Source organism: Microbacterium foliorum, from assembly GCF_006385575.1.
Classification (GTDB): Bacteria; Actinomycetota; Actinomycetes; order Actinomycetales; family Microbacteriaceae; genus Microbacterium; species Microbacterium foliorum_B.
Genome location: NZ_CP041040.1, coordinates 1,786,532 through 1,801,829 on the forward strand (window position 1 = coordinate 1,786,532; position 15,298 = coordinate 1,801,829).

General features: G+C 61.5%; 14 protein-coding genes. 8 read left to right on the forward strand and 6 right to left on the reverse strand.

From position 1 onward, the window contains the following. Window positions 1-327 precede the first annotated feature (327 nt). Entirely contained in the window at window positions 328-687 is a 360-nt protein-coding gene (locus FIV50_RS08545) for a helix-turn-helix domain-containing protein (RefSeq protein WP_140037071.1), read from the reverse strand. Further along, window positions 659-1,825, reverse strand: coding sequence for a tyrosine-type recombinase/integrase (locus FIV50_RS08550; RefSeq protein WP_140037072.1), 1,167 nt, complete (start codon window positions 1,823-1,825; stop codon window positions 659-661). The genes FIV50_RS08545 and FIV50_RS08550 overlap by 29 nt, the downstream gene beginning before the upstream one ends. 860 nt (window positions 1,826-2,685) lie before the next feature. On the opposite strand from FIV50_RS08550, the gene FIV50_RS08555 reads away from it, so the two are divergent. The 4 genes from FIV50_RS08555 to FIV50_RS08570 all read left to right on the forward strand — a co-directional run bounded on the left by FIV50_RS08555 (window position 2,686) and on the right by FIV50_RS08570 (window position 6,942). Then, entirely contained in the window at window positions 2,686-3,807 is a 1,122-nt protein-coding gene (locus FIV50_RS08555) for a tyrosine-type recombinase/integrase (protein ID WP_140037073.1), read from the forward strand. After that, a complete protein-coding gene (locus FIV50_RS08560; RefSeq protein ID WP_140037074.1) occupies window positions 3,804-4,151 on the forward strand; it encodes a helix-turn-helix domain-containing protein in 348 nt (115 codons plus the stop codon). Before FIV50_RS08555 ends, FIV50_RS08560 begins: the two co-directional genes overlap by 4 nt. Before the next feature lie 415 nt (window positions 4,152-4,566). Continuing rightward, entirely contained in the window at window positions 4,567-5,619 is a 1,053-nt protein-coding gene (locus FIV50_RS08565; RefSeq protein WP_140037075.1) for a hypothetical protein, read from the forward strand. Between the two features lie 327 nt (window positions 5,620-5,946). Then, window positions 5,947-6,942 (forward strand): hypothetical protein, encoded by a 996-nt coding sequence (locus FIV50_RS08570; RefSeq protein ID WP_140037076.1) that lies wholly within the window; start codon window positions 5,947-5,949, stop codon window positions 6,940-6,942. Window positions 6,943-7,125: 183 nt separating this feature from the next. Here FIV50_RS08570 and FIV50_RS08575 read toward each other — a convergent pair whose 3' ends face one another. After that, window positions 7,126-7,410, reverse strand: a complete 285-nt coding sequence (locus tag FIV50_RS08575) for a helix-turn-helix transcriptional regulator (RefSeq protein WP_140037077.1) — start codon at window positions 7,408-7,410, stop codon at window positions 7,126-7,128. A gap of 590 nt (window positions 7,411-8,000) precedes the next feature. On the opposite strand from FIV50_RS08575, the gene FIV50_RS08585 reads away from it, so the two are divergent. Then, window positions 8,001-8,999 carry a metallophosphoesterase gene (locus FIV50_RS08585; protein ID WP_140037079.1) on the forward strand — a complete coding sequence of 333 codons (999 nt, stop codon included), beginning with the start codon at window positions 8,001-8,003 and terminating at the stop codon, window positions 8,997-8,999. Then, complete coding sequence (locus tag FIV50_RS08590) at window positions 8,996-9,376, forward strand: hypothetical protein (protein ID WP_140037080.1); 381 nt, start codon at window positions 8,996-8,998, stop codon at window positions 9,374-9,376. The genes FIV50_RS08585 and FIV50_RS08590 overlap by 4 nt, the downstream gene beginning before the upstream one ends. A gap of 38 nt (window positions 9,377-9,414) precedes the next feature. Here the strand turns inward: FIV50_RS08590 and FIV50_RS08595 are convergent, their stop codons facing one another. Next, window positions 9,415-11,136: a DUF4209 domain-containing protein gene (locus tag FIV50_RS08595; protein WP_140037081.1), complete on the reverse strand. Its 1,722-nt coding sequence runs from the start codon at window positions 11,134-11,136 to the stop codon at window positions 9,415-9,417. A 474-nt stretch (window positions 11,137-11,610) separates the two neighbouring features. Here FIV50_RS08595 and FIV50_RS08600 point away from each other — a divergent pair, with 474 nt between their 5' ends. Beyond that, window positions 11,611-12,552 (forward strand): DUF4238 domain-containing protein, encoded by a 942-nt coding sequence (locus tag FIV50_RS08600; protein ID WP_140037082.1) that lies wholly within the window; start codon window positions 11,611-11,613, stop codon window positions 12,550-12,552. Window positions 12,553-12,624: 72 nt separating this feature from the next. Here the strand turns inward: FIV50_RS08600 and FIV50_RS08605 are convergent, their stop codons facing one another. After that, a complete protein-coding gene (locus FIV50_RS08605; protein ID WP_140037083.1) occupies window positions 12,625-13,437 on the reverse strand; it encodes a carbon-nitrogen hydrolase family protein in 813 nt (270 codons plus the stop codon). A 285-nt stretch (window positions 13,438-13,722) separates the two neighbouring features. Here FIV50_RS08605 and FIV50_RS08610 point away from each other — a divergent pair, with 285 nt between their 5' ends. Next, window positions 13,723-14,274, forward strand: coding sequence for a hypothetical protein (locus tag FIV50_RS08610; protein ID WP_140037084.1), 552 nt, complete (start codon window positions 13,723-13,725; stop codon window positions 14,272-14,274). Window positions 14,275-14,336: 62 nt separating this feature from the next. On the opposite strand, the gene FIV50_RS08615 is transcribed toward FIV50_RS08610, so the two are convergent. Next, window positions 14,337-15,065: a TIGR02391 family protein gene (locus FIV50_RS08615; RefSeq protein ID WP_140037085.1), complete on the reverse strand. Its 729-nt coding sequence runs from the start codon at window positions 15,063-15,065 to the stop codon at window positions 14,337-14,339. Between the last annotated feature and the right edge of the window lie 233 nt (window positions 15,066-15,298).

Consider the following 15,298-nt stretch of genomic DNA (forward strand, 5'->3'; position numbering starts at 1 on the left):
GTGTCGGCGCTTGTGAGGGCCTCATCTACTAGAGCTCCTAGCGCGCACCTCCAGCACCGATTGTTGGAGTACAGCTCATCTTCTGCACCGCAAGAACGGCAGTCGACGTTCAACCTAATGCCGGAACATGTTCGGCACGTCGCCCCATCGACGCTCACGCCAGGCAGAATGCCCTCGTGGCCACATTGGGCGCATGTGCCGCGGGTCCGGAACGCCTTTCGCCGACACAAGTGGCAGACGCTTCCATCCGGCCAGCGATTGGCAAGTTGTCGGTGCTCGCCGCAGCGAGAACATGGTTCCGGGTACGCGGCCGGATCCTCGGGTGATCTAGGTCTGGCCATCATCATCCTCTACGAGACGGATACGGTGAGTCAGGGATGGGCCGCCTGCTGGAGAAGGCGGCTTTTCACCGGCTCGCGGAGCGGTTGCGGTTCGTGCTGCTTTCATCTCTACATATGGTTCGAAGAGATCGCCGACGCCGCATTCAAGGATGTCGCACAGTGCCGCGAGCGTTCGCCCAGTGAATTTCTCGGGGGTGCCCGTCACCAGTCTCCACACTTGCGACTCGGAGAGGTTGATTCCGCGTGCCTTCAACAGTGGCATCAGATCCGAACTCTTCCACAGGTTTCGTTGTGCCATGATCTGGCGGAGGTTCCAGTTATATCCAATGCGGCGCTGCTCGATCATCTGTGCCATCCCGGGGAGTACCTGACGTGAGTTGCGCGGCTCGCTTGGTCAGCATCCGCTGCACCTCTTTCTGACGGAAACTCGATGATACGTGAGTGTAGAGGCCAGTCGTCGACGCATTCTTGTGTCCGACTTGCACCTGCACAAATGCCGGATCGTACCCAGCTTCAAGTAGATGAGTGATGTATGAGTGACGCAGGCAGTGCAGTCCAAGGTTCTGCGGTAGTCCGGCCTCCTCCCGCAAACGACTGAAGGAGTTGCCGAAGGTGCTCAACCCCACCCGTGCTTGACGTTCACTTGGCCATAGTGCCGGACTGCCCTCTGACGTCGGGAACTCATTCCGCCGGCCGGGAGCGAGCCACGTCTTCATAAGAGGAACCGCCCACTCGAACTTCGGGACCGTCAAGACTGTCCGCCGCCGCGGGCCCGAACCTTCGGTTCCCTTGCCCCACCGAACAGTCAGCGCACCAAAGACCCCATAATCCGATATGTACGGGTTCGGCCCAAAGTCGGCTAGCTCCAGCATCGCCAACTCGCGTCTGCGCAGACCATATGCGTAGCAGAGCTTGAAGGCCATCGAGTCCCGCAACAGGCTGCGCCATCTCTTCGAACCTGCCGCTCGTTCGCGATCGACTAGGTCATCAATGTAGTCAAAGAGAATCTGCAGTTCGTCATGCGTGAGCGCACGATTCGACGTTGCCACGTCATCGTCAGCGGTATGGCGGGGAGAGTTCCACTCGAAGATGATCTGCGAGGGAACGTCTCCGAAGGTCGACTCGCAGTACTCAGCCCAGCCGTACGCCGGGTTGGTTACGAAGCTGCAGAACATTCCGATGGAGCCGCTGTACTGTCTGAGAGTACGTACTGACAACGGCTTCTCCGCCCGCCCACGAGCCTCGGCAAAGTACTGTTCGACGTCCGCCGGTCCCCATTGCCACGGGAACGCGCCAGCGTGCTGTTGGAATCTGCGTATCGTCGATACCTTTCCCTTGATGGTCTCCACGGTGAGCCCTCGAGCGAGCATCTGTGTCCGCCAACCTTCAACCATGCCTTCAAACACTCGTTCGTCAGCACGAAATAGCGAGATTGACGCGTCACGAAACTGTCGCGGTACGCGTCCTTTCATTTCTTCAGGCATCGGCCGACCTCACAGCCGCGGAAATCGCTGTGAAGTTGACGGAGGGGAGTGGCGCCAAAGATGATTCGCAGTATGCAATCCATCGGGTAGACGGCGTCGACAGATACTGCCAGAATCGCGTGAGATTGTGGATCTCAGCTTGTATCACGCGTGCCTGCAATCCGGTCGATCGAGCACTCTGGTAGATCTCAGTAATTGCACTCTGCGCCCAATGCCACGGGTACGTCTTCATGGTTCTGTGAACAGCGAGCGGTGTGCGGACTTGACGTGCGGCGGCCGATCTGTTGACCCCGGATCTCAGCGAGCTATGCCCCCAGCAATTGATCATTCCTTGGAAAACCGCCTGATCGGAGCGCGCCTTGGGGGTTGCCTCAGGGCTCACGCTGCGCGGAATCGTTGGAGAAGCGAACCAATCCATCTTGCATCCAATCGTAGAAACTTGCATCCAATGCAAGCAAACTACGCCCGACAGGCGTTTCAACGCAAGGAGATAGTGTTGACGAGTCAGATTGAAGCTAGAGCTTTTCCGCTCTGAACCGGGTTTTCTTGTTCATCTTCTGGCGTCCTGAGTTCTTGCATCCAATGCAACTCAGGCAGATCTAACGCCGATAATGCACATTATGTCAGACAGTAAGAGGATGATAGGCATGTTTTGCAGATAGTCCTCCCCGGTACGCGAGTAGTTCATTCCGACTATTTCCTCCTGAACTGGGATTTGATCGCGGGATCACACCTCGCGGGGTGAACGCCGCTGAGCGTCTTCACGGCCGAGGGATTCGCCGCTCGACCTGGCCTTTCGCGGCTATGCCTTGCATTCTTTGCAGTTTGTCTGCAATATTTGCAGACGTGAGGATGGACGCGTGAAGGACAAGCTGGGGCAGGTAACCTATCTTCCGACCGTGGTGTCTGCAGCCGATCCCGATGAGTTCCTCAGCGAAGTTCTAAACGGCTGGAAGCGTCAGCAGCTCGCGCAGAATTTCAGCCTCGAGACCGCCAAGCGGCGCACGCGGTCGGTGATGCGAATGGCCTCATTCGTGGGCAAACACCCGTGGCAGTGGCTACCGGCCGACGCTGATGACTTCTTCTCTCATCTGCGCGGCGTTGAGAACCTCTCACACAACACCGTCCGGGCCTACCAGACGGACGTCAAGTTGTTCCTCGAGTTTGCCGGATCGCCTGCCTACGACTGGAACGAGCGCTGCGGGCAGCTCTTCGGCACAGTCATTTCCCAAGTCATCACGGAGTACAACCGGTCGACTCACTCGGATGAAACAGGTGAGGCAACCAAACGCCCCTTCAGTACCCGAGAGCTGCAGGACTTCTTCGACCTGGCGGATCTCGAACCGGAGCGGATACTGAACTCCGGACGTAAGGGCGCTCTTGCCGCCTGGCGCGACGCGGTCATGTTCAAAACGATCTATGCCTGGGGTCTCCGGTTCAATGAAGCCCGTCACCTCATCCCGGCAGACTTCGCCCACCACATCAGGACCCCCGCGTTCGGCGAATGGGGCCTACTACGCGTTCGCCATGGAAAAGCGAAGAAGGGCTCAGCGCCCAAACAGCGCACGGTCCTGACAGTGTTCGACTGGTCAGTCGACGTGCTCGACCACTGGTCTCGGGTCGGCCTGCCGCGATTCGGCGGACACCGCGCCTCTCCCCTGTTCCCAACAGACAACGGAACCATGGTCGACAACGCCGCACTCCGCCGCAAATTCCACGGGCTTCTCGACGAACTAGGTTTCCCAGCGGGTCTCGACATTCATTCTCTTCGCAGGTCATACGCAACAAACCTGCAGACCGAGCTTGGTTTCGACGTGAGCTTCGTTCAAATGCAGTTGGGACACGAAAACGCGTCGACCACCGGAATCTATACCATCGCGTCGCCTGACTACCGATCTCGCGAACTCGGCAGAGTTCTGTCCACGACACTCGAGCGCAGCAGAGCTGTGTTCCCCTCCCCCAACACGAAGGAGTCCCGATGAGACGCGAAGTGGAGTATCACTGGCACGTTCGTGAACTGATGGCGCGGATGGGGATGCGCAACAGCCGCGACTTAGTCGAGCCGCTCCGGGATCGAGGGATCACCCTCTCAGAGTCACAGATCTACCGAATCGTCGCACAAGACCCCGAACGGATCGCATTCAAGGTTCTCGTCGCGCTCGCCGACATCTTCAGGGTTGAAGTCAACGATCTGGTCACCTACACCGCGACCGACGCTCGCGCCCAGCGCCCGAAGAAGGTCGCCGGGGCCGCTGCAGAGATCCCTCTCATCGAGGCATGCCGCCCGATTCGAGCTCGAATTACCAAAGCTGAGGACGATGATTGAGCCGCGGAAACGCGGCCGTCCGCGCAGCACCGGAACCCTTCTATGCGACCGATGTGAGAACTTCGTCCCGAAGATCCGTGTCCGCTGGCCCGACGGCGCAATCTGCGGCGCTTGCTTCACCGTCGCAGTCAACACTTACGGCGTTTGTGCTCACTGTGCCGGGGAACGAATGCTGCCGGGTCGCTCGCCGTCCGGTGAAGAGATCTGCCGGGAGTGCGCTGGCATTCACACAAACCTCACCTGCGACAGCTGCGGCAGAGAAGCCGAACGTCTCCGCCGCGGGCAATGCGCGCAATGCATAGTTACCGAAGACCTCACCTCAATTCTTAAGCCCAACATTCCCCCCGACCTCCGACTTCATCGTCTGATCCGGGAACTCGCCACGACAAGTCGACCGCGCAGCACAATCACCTGGATGCGCTTGCCTGCAGCGCAGCATCTTCTCGGCATGCTCGGAGACCGTTCGCTCAAACTGGACCACGCGGCCTTCGACGCTCTGCCGCCTTCGCCAGCCGTCGAGCATCTACGTGAGATGCTGACGCACCATCACATTCTCCCTGACCGCGGAGACATCCACCTTGCGCGGTTCCTCCCCTGGCTCGACATCAAACTCAGCAAGTTTCAGGACCGGCCGCATATTCATCAGCCCCTCGAACAGTTTGGGCGCTGGCACCACCTGCGAAGGCTCCGCGCCGACCCGGCACCTAAGAACATGGACTACGCAACGCGCACCGCGAAGCAGGAGATAACGGAAGCCGGCAAGTTCCTCGCCTGGCTAGACGAGGAGCAGCACACCAAGGTTGACGACCTCAAGCAGGAGCAAATCGACCTTTACTGGTCGGAAGGGCCTTCCACAAGGAAACATGTTAGAGCATTCCTTCAGCAACGGAAACTGACCGGACGAAACCGGCCACTCACAGCAAGAGCTCGGACAGCAGAGTCCAGCCCGATGGTCACCGCTCAAGAACGACTGGATGCAATCCGTCTGGTGATCGAGTCGAAGAACGTCATCCCCGGCACCCGATTGGCTGCCGTCATATTCCTGCTTTACGGCACGCCCATCGGCCGCATCGTCGCCCTGCCCGCGGACTCCATCAGGTCAACGCTCGACGGAATGACCATCAGCCTCGGAAGCCAACCAGCCCCTGTTCCTGAACTTCTCATCCCCCTTGTGAATGAGCACCTGAACAACGGCGCCCGCAGTCGCTCCATGAATAAGGACTCGCCCTGGCTCTTCCCCTCTACGAAATCTGGGCAACATATCAGCGCGAACACGCTGTGGAACCGTCTCAAGATCTTTAGCATCCAACCGCTGGCAACTCGCAACGCGACGCTCTTCGATCTGACGAAAGAACTCGACGCCGCCACCCTTGGAGCGCTGCTAGGGTACTCGACTCAGATCATGGCTGCCCATGCTGCTCGCAGCGGCAACATCATGGGCCACTACCCGGTTCTCAAGCTTGAGTAGCCAGTCGGGCTGTGAGCATGCACGAGGGTTAGCCACCCTCTATTGTGATTGAAATTGCGACGTATCCGAGCGCTTGTGTGGATGACCAAGGCTCGCCAGTTCTCTGATGACCATGGGTATCGACGGAGATAGGAGCGATCCGCCCGAGACACTCCCGCGTGTTGTCTAGCAAGGAGAAGCCCGGGTGCCCTCGCTTGGCCAACATCCACTTCTCGATGAAGTCGAATCAAGTACGAGTTCGGCTGCGCACCAGAATCGATGCGTCGCTCAGGTGAAACTCCGTTTCACTCCGCCGCGAGGGCTCGCCGCACGCAATACGCTCTTGCCATGGAGCTGAGATCCGAAACACAGGTCAACCCGGTAGCGGACGAGGTATCGGCCATCACTGCGGTAGTGCGCCCGATTCTCACGGGGATCTTGTGGGCGCTCAAGGGACAGGTCGTCGCAGAGGCTGGCGGACGAGACGGTCTCAAGCTCTTCATGCTTCCACGGCTCCGGAGACCAGGGGATGGAGACTGCGGCATCTGCTTCGAGTACGCGGTCCACGATGCGATGACGCGCTGCGACCCACCCGTGGTCGAGCGAGTCGCAGATGCGCTTGCCCTTTGCAACGTTTCTGGCGAGATGGTCGGCTCAATCCTGTTCGGCGCCGAGAAGACGGGCGCGCAGCAACTCATCGACACCGCGCTTGAGGAGTTGACAGAAGACTCCATCTTGATGTCCGGATCGCGGGGCCGGCCGGTGAAGCTCAAGGGACACGTGAATTCCATCGCAGCCGCATTTCGAAGCCAAGCGACTCGACAGGCCCTTCCGCAGAGCATCAGCGGGCTTTGGAAAGCGGATCTCTTTCTCGGTGCGCCCGACCTTGACAGGTGGGTCGGCACAACGGTCAAGATCAACGAAACCACGCTCGAGCCTGCGCGAGGCCTGCGCGTCGGGGTCGTTCCTACAAGACAGGGTGTGAGCGACGCCGTCCGAAAGGATGAATCACGCAACCTGATTGTCTGCCCTGTGCCGTACGACGGCTCTTTCATGGAGGTGTTCTATATGGCGTGGGAGGTCGTGCAAGCCGTCTTGGATGCAGACGTTCAGATGCCGCGCGAAGTGGCTCTCCCCCGCCCTGCGCAGCGCGAGGTGGCCCGGTATCTCGTCGATAGGCGCGGTTTTCCCGTGGTCGACGTGATCGAGGCATTGGAAGCGTTGTCTCAGCCGCAACTGCTCCTCACATCGGAATCAGTCGCTGAGGTCGCTACTACACGGTCGAGTTCGGATCAGTTGACGACGTCCACAATCATCGCACCACTCCCCTACCATCGCGGTTGAGGAGACCAGTTGGTCGTCGGCGAAGTCAACGACTTTAGCGGGTGCATCGGGCAACCAGCAGGAGCATCGAACAGTGGAGGCATCGCCGCGTTTTGCGGCGTTGAACGAAACAGTTGGAGCCGGGCTGCGCGTTTTTACCGGGTGGAAGACGGTCCAACCACGGCTCCAATCCGGGAGCCTCTACTACCGAAGAGTGAGATCCGGTGGACCCGACGGAACCAAGTCGCACAGCTCGACATCGAAGACCTGCGACAACGCCAGCAGAGTACGCAGGCTCGGATTGGCCGGTGCCCCAGACTGCGCTTCGCCCTTCTCGTAGCGTAGGTACGTCAGTCGAGACAGGCCCGCTCGATAGGCAACCGCCTCCTGGGAAAACCCTTTCGCTTCGCGCAAGCGGCGGATCTGTAGTCCCAGCGCCAAGGCGAAATCACGCCACGCGAGGTCCTCGCTCGTTGCTTGCCTACCCACATATCAAGCCTTCCGAGAAAGCTATGGGTCATGGTTTTGTCTATGTGACATAATTGGGCCTAGCCATACGAAACATTCACTTCATCGACAGACGCAACCGCGTCTCGACCTGCACGTGTGCCGCTGCGCGTCGGCTCCGGGTCGCCTCGATGCGTAGGTCCCGTTCAGGTCGACCCCGATTGTTGAGTAGCAGTGACTGATCCCCGACCGATCTGGTGGAGTGCCACGGAGGTCGATGCTCCCGACGCTTGGATTGCGGCGTTCGAAGCGCTCACCGATGAAGAACGCGCGGATGAACTGGGGCTTGCCGCCGCAATATTCATCGCGCGGGTACGGCGTCGCACCGGACGGGGGCCGACGTTCTCGGAGCTCTTCGCCAACCTGTTCCAGGACGAACCCTTGCACCCCGGATGGCCTCTAGGGCTGACCTACCCCGTTCGAGCGACGATTCACCATGCCTTCCGTCTGCACGTGGCGATCCAGTGGAAGCGAGGTGGCTGGATCAGCTGGGATCCGGGGGTGGAACGTAGCCTGCGCGTGGGTCCGACGTTTCGCGAGCGATCTCGGGCGCGACAGGCAGCGAGGGCACGATGAGAGCTCTCGAACAAGCGTCGTCTATAGCGTTGCCGGACCAGCGGGTCGCGGTATGCGGCGACTGGCACGGCAACGTGGGATGGGCACGCACGATTGCACGGGTGCTCCCCTACCTCGCATCCGACGTGAAGACACTACTGCACCTCGGCGACTGGGCGATGCCGGCGGCAGAGATGGACGAGGTCTTTGCCGAGACCGACATCGACCGCATCCTCGTCACCGTGGGCAACCATGAACAGTTCGACCAGATCACCCCGCTCCTCGACGCGCATCCCGGTCAAGCCGTACGGGTTTCGAGGCTCACCTGGTTCCTCCCGCGACCGGCGCGCTTGACCATCGGCGGCCGTCGGGTGCTGTCCCTGGGCGGAGCCGCATCCGTCGACCGTCAGTCGCGCATTGAAGGACTGACTTGGTTTCCGGATGAGGCTGTCTCCGATGAAAGCATTGCCGCAGCCATCGCAGGCGGCCCGGCAGACCTGATGCTCACACACGAGGGCCCCGCTGGCACGCCCGTCCGTCCGGTCCGCGAGATCCTGCGCACGAATCCTCACCGCTTCCCGAAAACCGCGCTGGAGGCGTCCGCGGCGTCGCGTGCTCGTATCGCCGAAGTGTGGGACGCGGTGCGCCCCGAGCTGCTCGCTCATGGGCACATGCATGTCGCAGCCGGAGGGAAGACCGAGGACGGCCGACGCGTCGCCAGCCTCGGGCGAGATGGACACGAGGGGAACCTCGCGATCCTCGACATGACCACGCTGAAGATGACGACGCCGAGTCTTGCCATCATTCGCGGCATGACTGAGCGAGCCGACATCGACCGCGACTGGCGGATCCGCAATGTTGCCGAGTCGCTACACGATGCAACGTTGGACGGGGTCAGACCCTCTCGCGAGGCCCTGCGGGACGCAAGAGACTACATTAACGGACGCCGCACACTCGAGGAACTCATCGAAGACGTCCGCCGGCGCCACACCCGAAATCCTGAGGAGAAGCCTTGACCGACGACGAGCCAAACCCCTGGGCCCGGATCGTTGGTCCCTGTCACACGGTGGCGAGTATGGCCCGCACCCTCGAGCGCACGGAGACCGAGGTCGTGGAAGCCGGAGGCGACCTACGGCTCCTCATGCTGCACACGTCCGACGACGTCTACCTGTTCCCATCGTTTCAGCTCCAGGATGGGAACATCGTCGAGGGGTTACAGGAGGTTCTCCGCGTCCTCGAGACCGGGACCGCGAGCAGATGGACGTGGGCGCAGTGGTTGAACGTCGCATTGCCCGAGGAGAACCCGCCTCGCAACATTACGCTCCTCTACGACGGGCAGCTTGAGGAGGCGCTGCGGGGCGCCCGTCACGTTGCCTGGTCCTGGAGTTCGTGAGCAAATCAGACCCTAGCGAAATGAGCGTTTCGCGCGGGCTATTCGCTAGCGCTGTCTCGGCTCCAGAATGGCACGGTGACGATTCGTAGCATCAGCCACCAGGAGTACAGCCCCACGACCGAACCGCGCATCGAATCTACAACGAGACCATGTGCAACATTGTGCCGAAGGTTCGCACCGAAACGGCCGGCGAACACAGTTCGCAGTTCGTAGATGAGGTCCGCCCCGAACACGTCGGCGGCTTCGGGCTTGTCGAGCAGCGCTGGCAGGGCGATCTCGTCGTCAATGCCATCGCGGTCGAGATGGGTGGTGAGAACCCCGGCACCTTTCAGGTGGTGCCGAACCAACGCTTCCATCCGAGGGACAAGGATGTGTACGGCAGCGTCGAGATCCATATTCCAACCGGCGTACAGTCCCGAGGCAAACAGTTGCTCCTGCCCGGACGGAACGATGGCAGAATCGAACGCCAGCTGAACGAAGTCGCTCTTACTCAACGAGTGCTCTGCTCGGGCTATGCGCAGCGCTGGGAGAATCTGACCCAGGACAGCGATACTACGGCGGGTGTGCGCGAGCTCTCCCATCTGGCGTTCGACAGCTTCCTCAGCCGTGGCCTTGTCCGCGACGCGCCCATCGTGCGTGAGGCTGGTGGTGGGGAGCATCAGCATGAGGGTGCTATCGAGAATCTGTTCCGCAAGTTCGCGTTCGGCGGCCTCCGTCGTCAGGCTCGCGACCTGCGCGAGACGGAGCAGTGCCTCGCCTGCACCGACGCCGGTCACAGCACGGCGGGCAGCTTCCGCATACTCGGCGAGCGACAGTTCCGGAGACGTGAATTCCGTCATCGCGTCAACGGCCTCTTCGCCAAGTTCTGCGATTCGAGAGCGTAGCTCCGCGATACGACGTTCGACGCTCAAGCGCTCTCGATGCTTCCGAGGGATTGAGCGCAGGACTTGAACCGCGGATTCGAGGAAGGAGGCCGCGACAAACGCGCTGCGGGCGGGCGCCTCAAGTCTCGCATCAGCCTCGGCCACCCACAGGTCCGCGACTTCCGCGGTGAGGTCTTGCTTCGAGTCGTCATTCTCCTCCCACAGCTGCAACTCTCGAATTAGGTTTCGTTCAAGGCCGTGTTCCCGCGCAGCGGTCGCATCTCGCCGCGCTGTGTTGATGTTGACTACCACTACGTCACGGTCGTCGGATGATGGTCGAGACACTCTGAGCAGCTCGCAGAGGGTAAGAAGTTCCCCGGGCGACGACGCACCTGCGTCGAGCGACGCGCGCGCGACCGCGCGCACGCGGGCTATCCGCTCTCCCTTATCCGAGCCTTGGAACCTCGTTGATAGCTCCAGTGCTCTGTGGAGGAAGTCATCCGCATTGCGCCAGTCGACGATGGATGCGAGCTCCAGGTACGCGTCAATGGCGACGTGCACATGTTCAATGCGCTCTTTCCCCTCGGTGAACTCCCACAGCACGTCATGCACTCGTGCAGTCACTGCGACGTTGGCGGTCTTCACCGATTTGAGGAGCGTGATCTCTTCGCGAGTGATGTGAGCTGTCGTGAAGGTGGAGGCACCGGCGAACTCACCGAGCGGCTGAAACCTTGCCCGATCTGCCCCATCCCGGGTGAGCATCATCGACGTCACCTTCGCCAGAATGCCGAACTCTGGTGAAGCGTCCGCGCGTTCGCGGAATCTGGTGAACAGTTCAAAGTAGTCGGTCGAGTCGCCGGCAACCGAGTCGACCGAGTTCGAGTTGTCGTCTGCCATGCGACCACACTATTGGCCGGCGCGAAACCACCGGCGGCGACTTGACTCGGTTCGAGACGCGCTGTCAGCGTTGCGCAGCGGTCGGATCCTGTCCCCCACCCGCGACTCCGAGGCTGAACCGTGACCGATGGCGGGTCGGACCCACGGGCTGAGATCGTCGGCCCCTAATACCGGCCGCCTCGAGGGAGCTGTCAGGGAGGCACGACACGATACGTGATCGTGGAGTTCGTGGCGACGAGGCTACGCCCCCTCAATTCAGCCCTTGAGGTCTCGTGCAGCCGAGCCGTCGCGAATCGTGCTGCGTGTCAGCCGAGTAGTTGCTTCGTTCGCATCGGCCCGCACACGCCGATCTAGAAGACCCCGTTAGCGACGTCCGCAGGTAACACCGTTACGGTCTCTATGCCTCAGGAGAGCGGGCTCGACGCGTAGCATGGTCCCGCCAGAAAATCGAAGCCCACCACAAGAGGTCAGCCGATGCCCGACCGGCCCAAACGTCACCATACCGTGCCTCAGTTCTACCTTGAACGTTTCTCGAACGACGGGATTCTTGCAGCGGTGAACGTGCAAACCGGCCGCCAACACGGCTTGAACAAGATCAACGCCTCAGCGGAAAGCAACTTCTACAAGGTCGCGGATCACCCTGAAGACGCGATGTACTTCGAACGTGCACTCGGTCAATCGGAGACGGCCGTGTCCGCGGTGTACCGAGACATCGAGGACGGTCGGTGGCCTCTGCCGCCGGATCGCCGGATGCTCATGGCGGATTTCCTCACGCTGCAGTTTCTCCGTGGTCAACCGCACCGCGCCCAGATCAGTTCGGTGATCGACGCGATCCTCGTGCGGTTACGAGAGGAGGACCCCGCGCGTTTCGCTGAGGTGATGGCGCTTCAGGGTGCTCCATCGCCTCAGATCGTCGGGGGACCTGTTCCAGATCAGGTCAGCGCAGCCGTCCATATCCATCAGATCACCACGCTTCTTCCGAAGTTGCGGCCGTTCATCGCGGGTCGCCCGTGGGTGCTGACTCGCTTCGACGAGCCGTCACTTTTCACATCCGATGAGCCCATCGTGCCGCTGTCCCAACCTGGCGTTGAGCAGACGGAAGGACTGGGAGTAGAGAACGCTTTCGCGCTGCTTCACCCGATCTCCCGCACCCTCGGCCTTGCGATGTATCGACCGAAACCGGGGGAAGTTCGAGGACTGGTCGACGCGGTGTTGGACGGCAAGTTCGACGACTTGAACGTTGATCCAGAAATGGCTGGGGTCTTCAATGCGACGACGGCGACCCACGCCCACAGGTTCCTCTTCGTACACCCAGATGACGTTCGATTCGTGCCGGAGGACATCGCTGGCCTCTCTGCACGAGGAGGTCGGATGACGGGTGCGCAGCTTCCCGCCGAGTTGTTCTCCCGCGAATAGCCACGCGACCGGGAAGTCCGCCGAACGAGCACGTTGGTGAAGCGACGCATCGCTTCACCAACGTGCGGTCAGTCAGCGAACCTCGTCTGGCACGTGCACGCCGAGGCGCCTGTTCCAAAGACTGGGGTTCTTGACTCGCGCTTCCGCGACGCGCTCGGTAGCGACGGCGACCACTGTCGTTGACTGTTGCTCGGTCGCAGCAGCGATGACGGTGCCTAGCGGGTCCACGGCGACACTGTGTCCGGCACTGATCGGACCGGTCTGGGAGACGGCCACGACGTAGCAGACGTTCTCGGTTGCCCGTGCCTGCGCGAGGACCCGCCATTGCGCTTCCTTTCCAGGGACCGCTGCCCATGCGGCCGGGATGACGATGACGTCCACCCCCGCGTCGGCGAGCAGACGTGCACTTTCCGGGAAGCGGATGTCGTAGCAGGTCATAAGCCCGATCTGCACGCCATCGAGGTCGAAGGAGAACGGCTGCCGGTCCGCTGGCACGGTGTAGTCGGACTCGCGGAATCCGAAAGCGTCATACAGGTGCGCCTTGCGGTAGACGCCGATGAGATCGCCGGCCGGTGAAACTACGACGGTGGTGTTCGCCACCCGGCCACGGGTGTCGTCGGTCCTTTCGGTCATGCCCGCGACGATTGTCACTCCGTGCTCTTGAGCGAGTGCCCGCAGTTCGGCGACGAAGGCGCCATCCAGTGGTTCCGCGGCGTCCAGCCATGGCTCGCCGGCAGTGGCTACGGTGAACATAGAGTTCTCGGGGAAGACGACGAGGTCAGCGGATCCTGCGGCATCCGCGACCGCTGCCCTGATTGCGGCGAGGTTGACGGACTTGTCGCTCCCGGCAGCGAACTGAGTGAAGGCGATACGCGCGTCAGCCACGGTAAGTCCCTCCTGCAGATCGAGTTCCCGGCGAAGTCATCACCCAAGAGCCCGTAGATCTCCTTCAGCGAGTGGCGGCAACGCCAGGCGGATACTTGCGAGGAGCCTCTGCTCCCAGCATGATGTTCTTCTCCGTAGTCGACGGTCGCTGACGGCTGCGGGCGAAATCGCCGAGCGAAGCCGAACGGCCGACGGCGAATCTCCTCTAAGAATCAGTCAGCCCTTCGACCTCATTGCCCCACCCTCAGCTCCGAAACACTTCACCGATGCGATAGCGTGCCGCTCATGTCTGATGCCCCGCTTTGGTTGCAGCTGCTAACTATCGGCCTCCCCGCCGCAGCGAGCATCATCGCCGCGATCTCAGCTGCGCGCTTCGCCTCGCGCGCCCGGCTGGCCGAGGGCAAGGCGGCGAGGCTCCTGGCGCTCGAGGAGCGAACTGCTCAACGCCGAGGGGAGGTCTACATACCGTTCGTCGAAGCGTTGGGCAACATGCTCGTCCCGTCCCGCCAGGCAGAGACTGTGGCCACGATGGAGCCCGTCATGCTCAACTTCCAGAACTTCGTCATGATCTGGGGATCCGACAGGGTCGCAACGGCCTTTTACAGGTTCCGCCGTGCTTCCACCACGAGCCCGCCTGCCCCAATCATCATGCGGCTTGCGGCCGACCTGCTTCTTGAAATCCGGCGCGACCTGGCGTGGCCCGAAAGCCAGATTTCCGCACTCGAGGTGATGGGCTCGCGCATCACCGACCTCGAGAAGGGCGGCGACCTAGAGCAATCCTTCACGATGCCGTTCGATGATCTCGTCAAGCGCGAGAGCTGGACTCCTCCCTGGTGACACCGGCGCTCACCAGAGCCGGCGCACGGTTCAGGCGACGTCCGTCGACAAATGTCGGCGTGTCAACGTGCGACGACAGATGCATCGTCGACCCATCGGGCGAGAACGCTGAACGCGGCGAGTTGTTCAAGCGCGGTCTGTTCGTGCAGTTCGCCCTCGTCGTGAGAGACGGGGTTGCGGATGCTCGCGTAGCAACCCTCGGCGAAGGCCATGATTCCGCGGCGAAAGCTGCGGGCCGTCTTGCCATCGTCGTCGCCGTGCGGGCGGAGCCGCGCGGCGCCCAACGTCGGCGCGTCGTTCGTGAACGCTTGTCGGAAAAGCTCAGTTTCAGCTACGTCACGGCGTCCGAGCTTCTGCTGTGCCCGGGCGTTGACACCGACCGACGCGGCGCGGACGGCCTCGCGGTAATGTCCCGACTGCCACAGCGAGCGCGCGGAATCCCAAACCCAGGGATGTAGCGCCGGCCCAATAAGCCGAGGGCCTGCCGCATCGTCAAGACGCTCGCGGAGTTCCTCACCCAGTCGCAGCTCGACAATCGCACGCTGTGCTGCGTCGCGAGTTGGGCGCAATACGTCGAGGCTCGTTGTCACGACACCAGGCCGCCAGCCGGGTGTCGCCAGATTCAGGATCTTTTCGGCGACGAGAGTTCGCTCAATGAGACCACCAGGACCACCCTGTGGATACTCCATGTCTCCGCGGTAGGTCGGCCGTTTGCCGCGCCCATGGTCGCTCAGGACCGTGGACGCGCGGATGAACGACTCCAGCTGCTCGATTGCCCACACCCTATCCATGCTGCTCAACCTACTCGAGCAGATGACTTCCGCGAACCCGACGCGTCACGCGTCACCACACCAAGCAACCCTGACGGCAGTGAGGCGCGCGGCTAGGACTTGTACAGGAGCCGGATAGTGGCACTCGGGTGCACAGCAACGAGAAACGACTCGTGACCGAAGGCTTGAACCGCTGATCTGGGACATCAGGGCATGCGAACCATAGGCGCGCCTGCTTCGGACTCTCGCGTGGA

What these genes read in the sequence shown, in the direction of transcription:
- FIV50_RS08545 (WP_140037071.1), bottom strand. Translation starts at nt 687, where the DNA reads ATGATCGAGCAGCGCCGCATTGGATATAACTGGAACCTCCGCCAGATC.
- FIV50_RS08550 (WP_140037072.1), bottom strand. Translation starts at nt 1,825, where the DNA reads ATGCCTGAAGAAATGAAAGGACGCGTACCGCGACAGTTTCGTGACGCG.
- FIV50_RS08560 (WP_140037074.1), top strand. Translation starts at nt 3,804, where the DNA reads ATGAGACGCGAAGTGGAGTATCACTGGCACGTTCGTGAACTGATGGCG.
- FIV50_RS08565 (WP_140037075.1), top strand. Translation starts at nt 4,567, where the DNA reads ATGCGCTTGCCTGCAGCGCAGCATCTTCTCGGCATGCTCGGAGACCGT.
- FIV50_RS08570 (WP_140037076.1), top strand. Translation starts at nt 5,947, where the DNA reads ATGGAGCTGAGATCCGAAACACAGGTCAACCCGGTAGCGGACGAGGTA.
- FIV50_RS08585 (WP_140037079.1), top strand. Translation starts at nt 8,001, where the DNA reads ATGAGAGCTCTCGAACAAGCGTCGTCTATAGCGTTGCCGGACCAGCGG.
- FIV50_RS08595 (WP_140037081.1), bottom strand. Translation starts at nt 11,136, where the DNA reads ATGGCAGACGACAACTCGAACTCGGTCGACTCGGTTGCCGGCGACTCG.
- FIV50_RS08600 (WP_140037082.1), top strand. Translation starts at nt 11,611, where the DNA reads ATGCCCGACCGGCCCAAACGTCACCATACCGTGCCTCAGTTCTACCTT.
- FIV50_RS08610 (WP_140037084.1), top strand. Translation starts at nt 13,723, where the DNA reads ATGTCTGATGCCCCGCTTTGGTTGCAGCTGCTAACTATCGGCCTCCCC.
- FIV50_RS08615 (WP_140037085.1), bottom strand. Translation starts at nt 15,065, where the DNA reads ATGGATAGGGTGTGGGCAATCGAGCAGCTGGAGTCGTTCATCCGCGCG.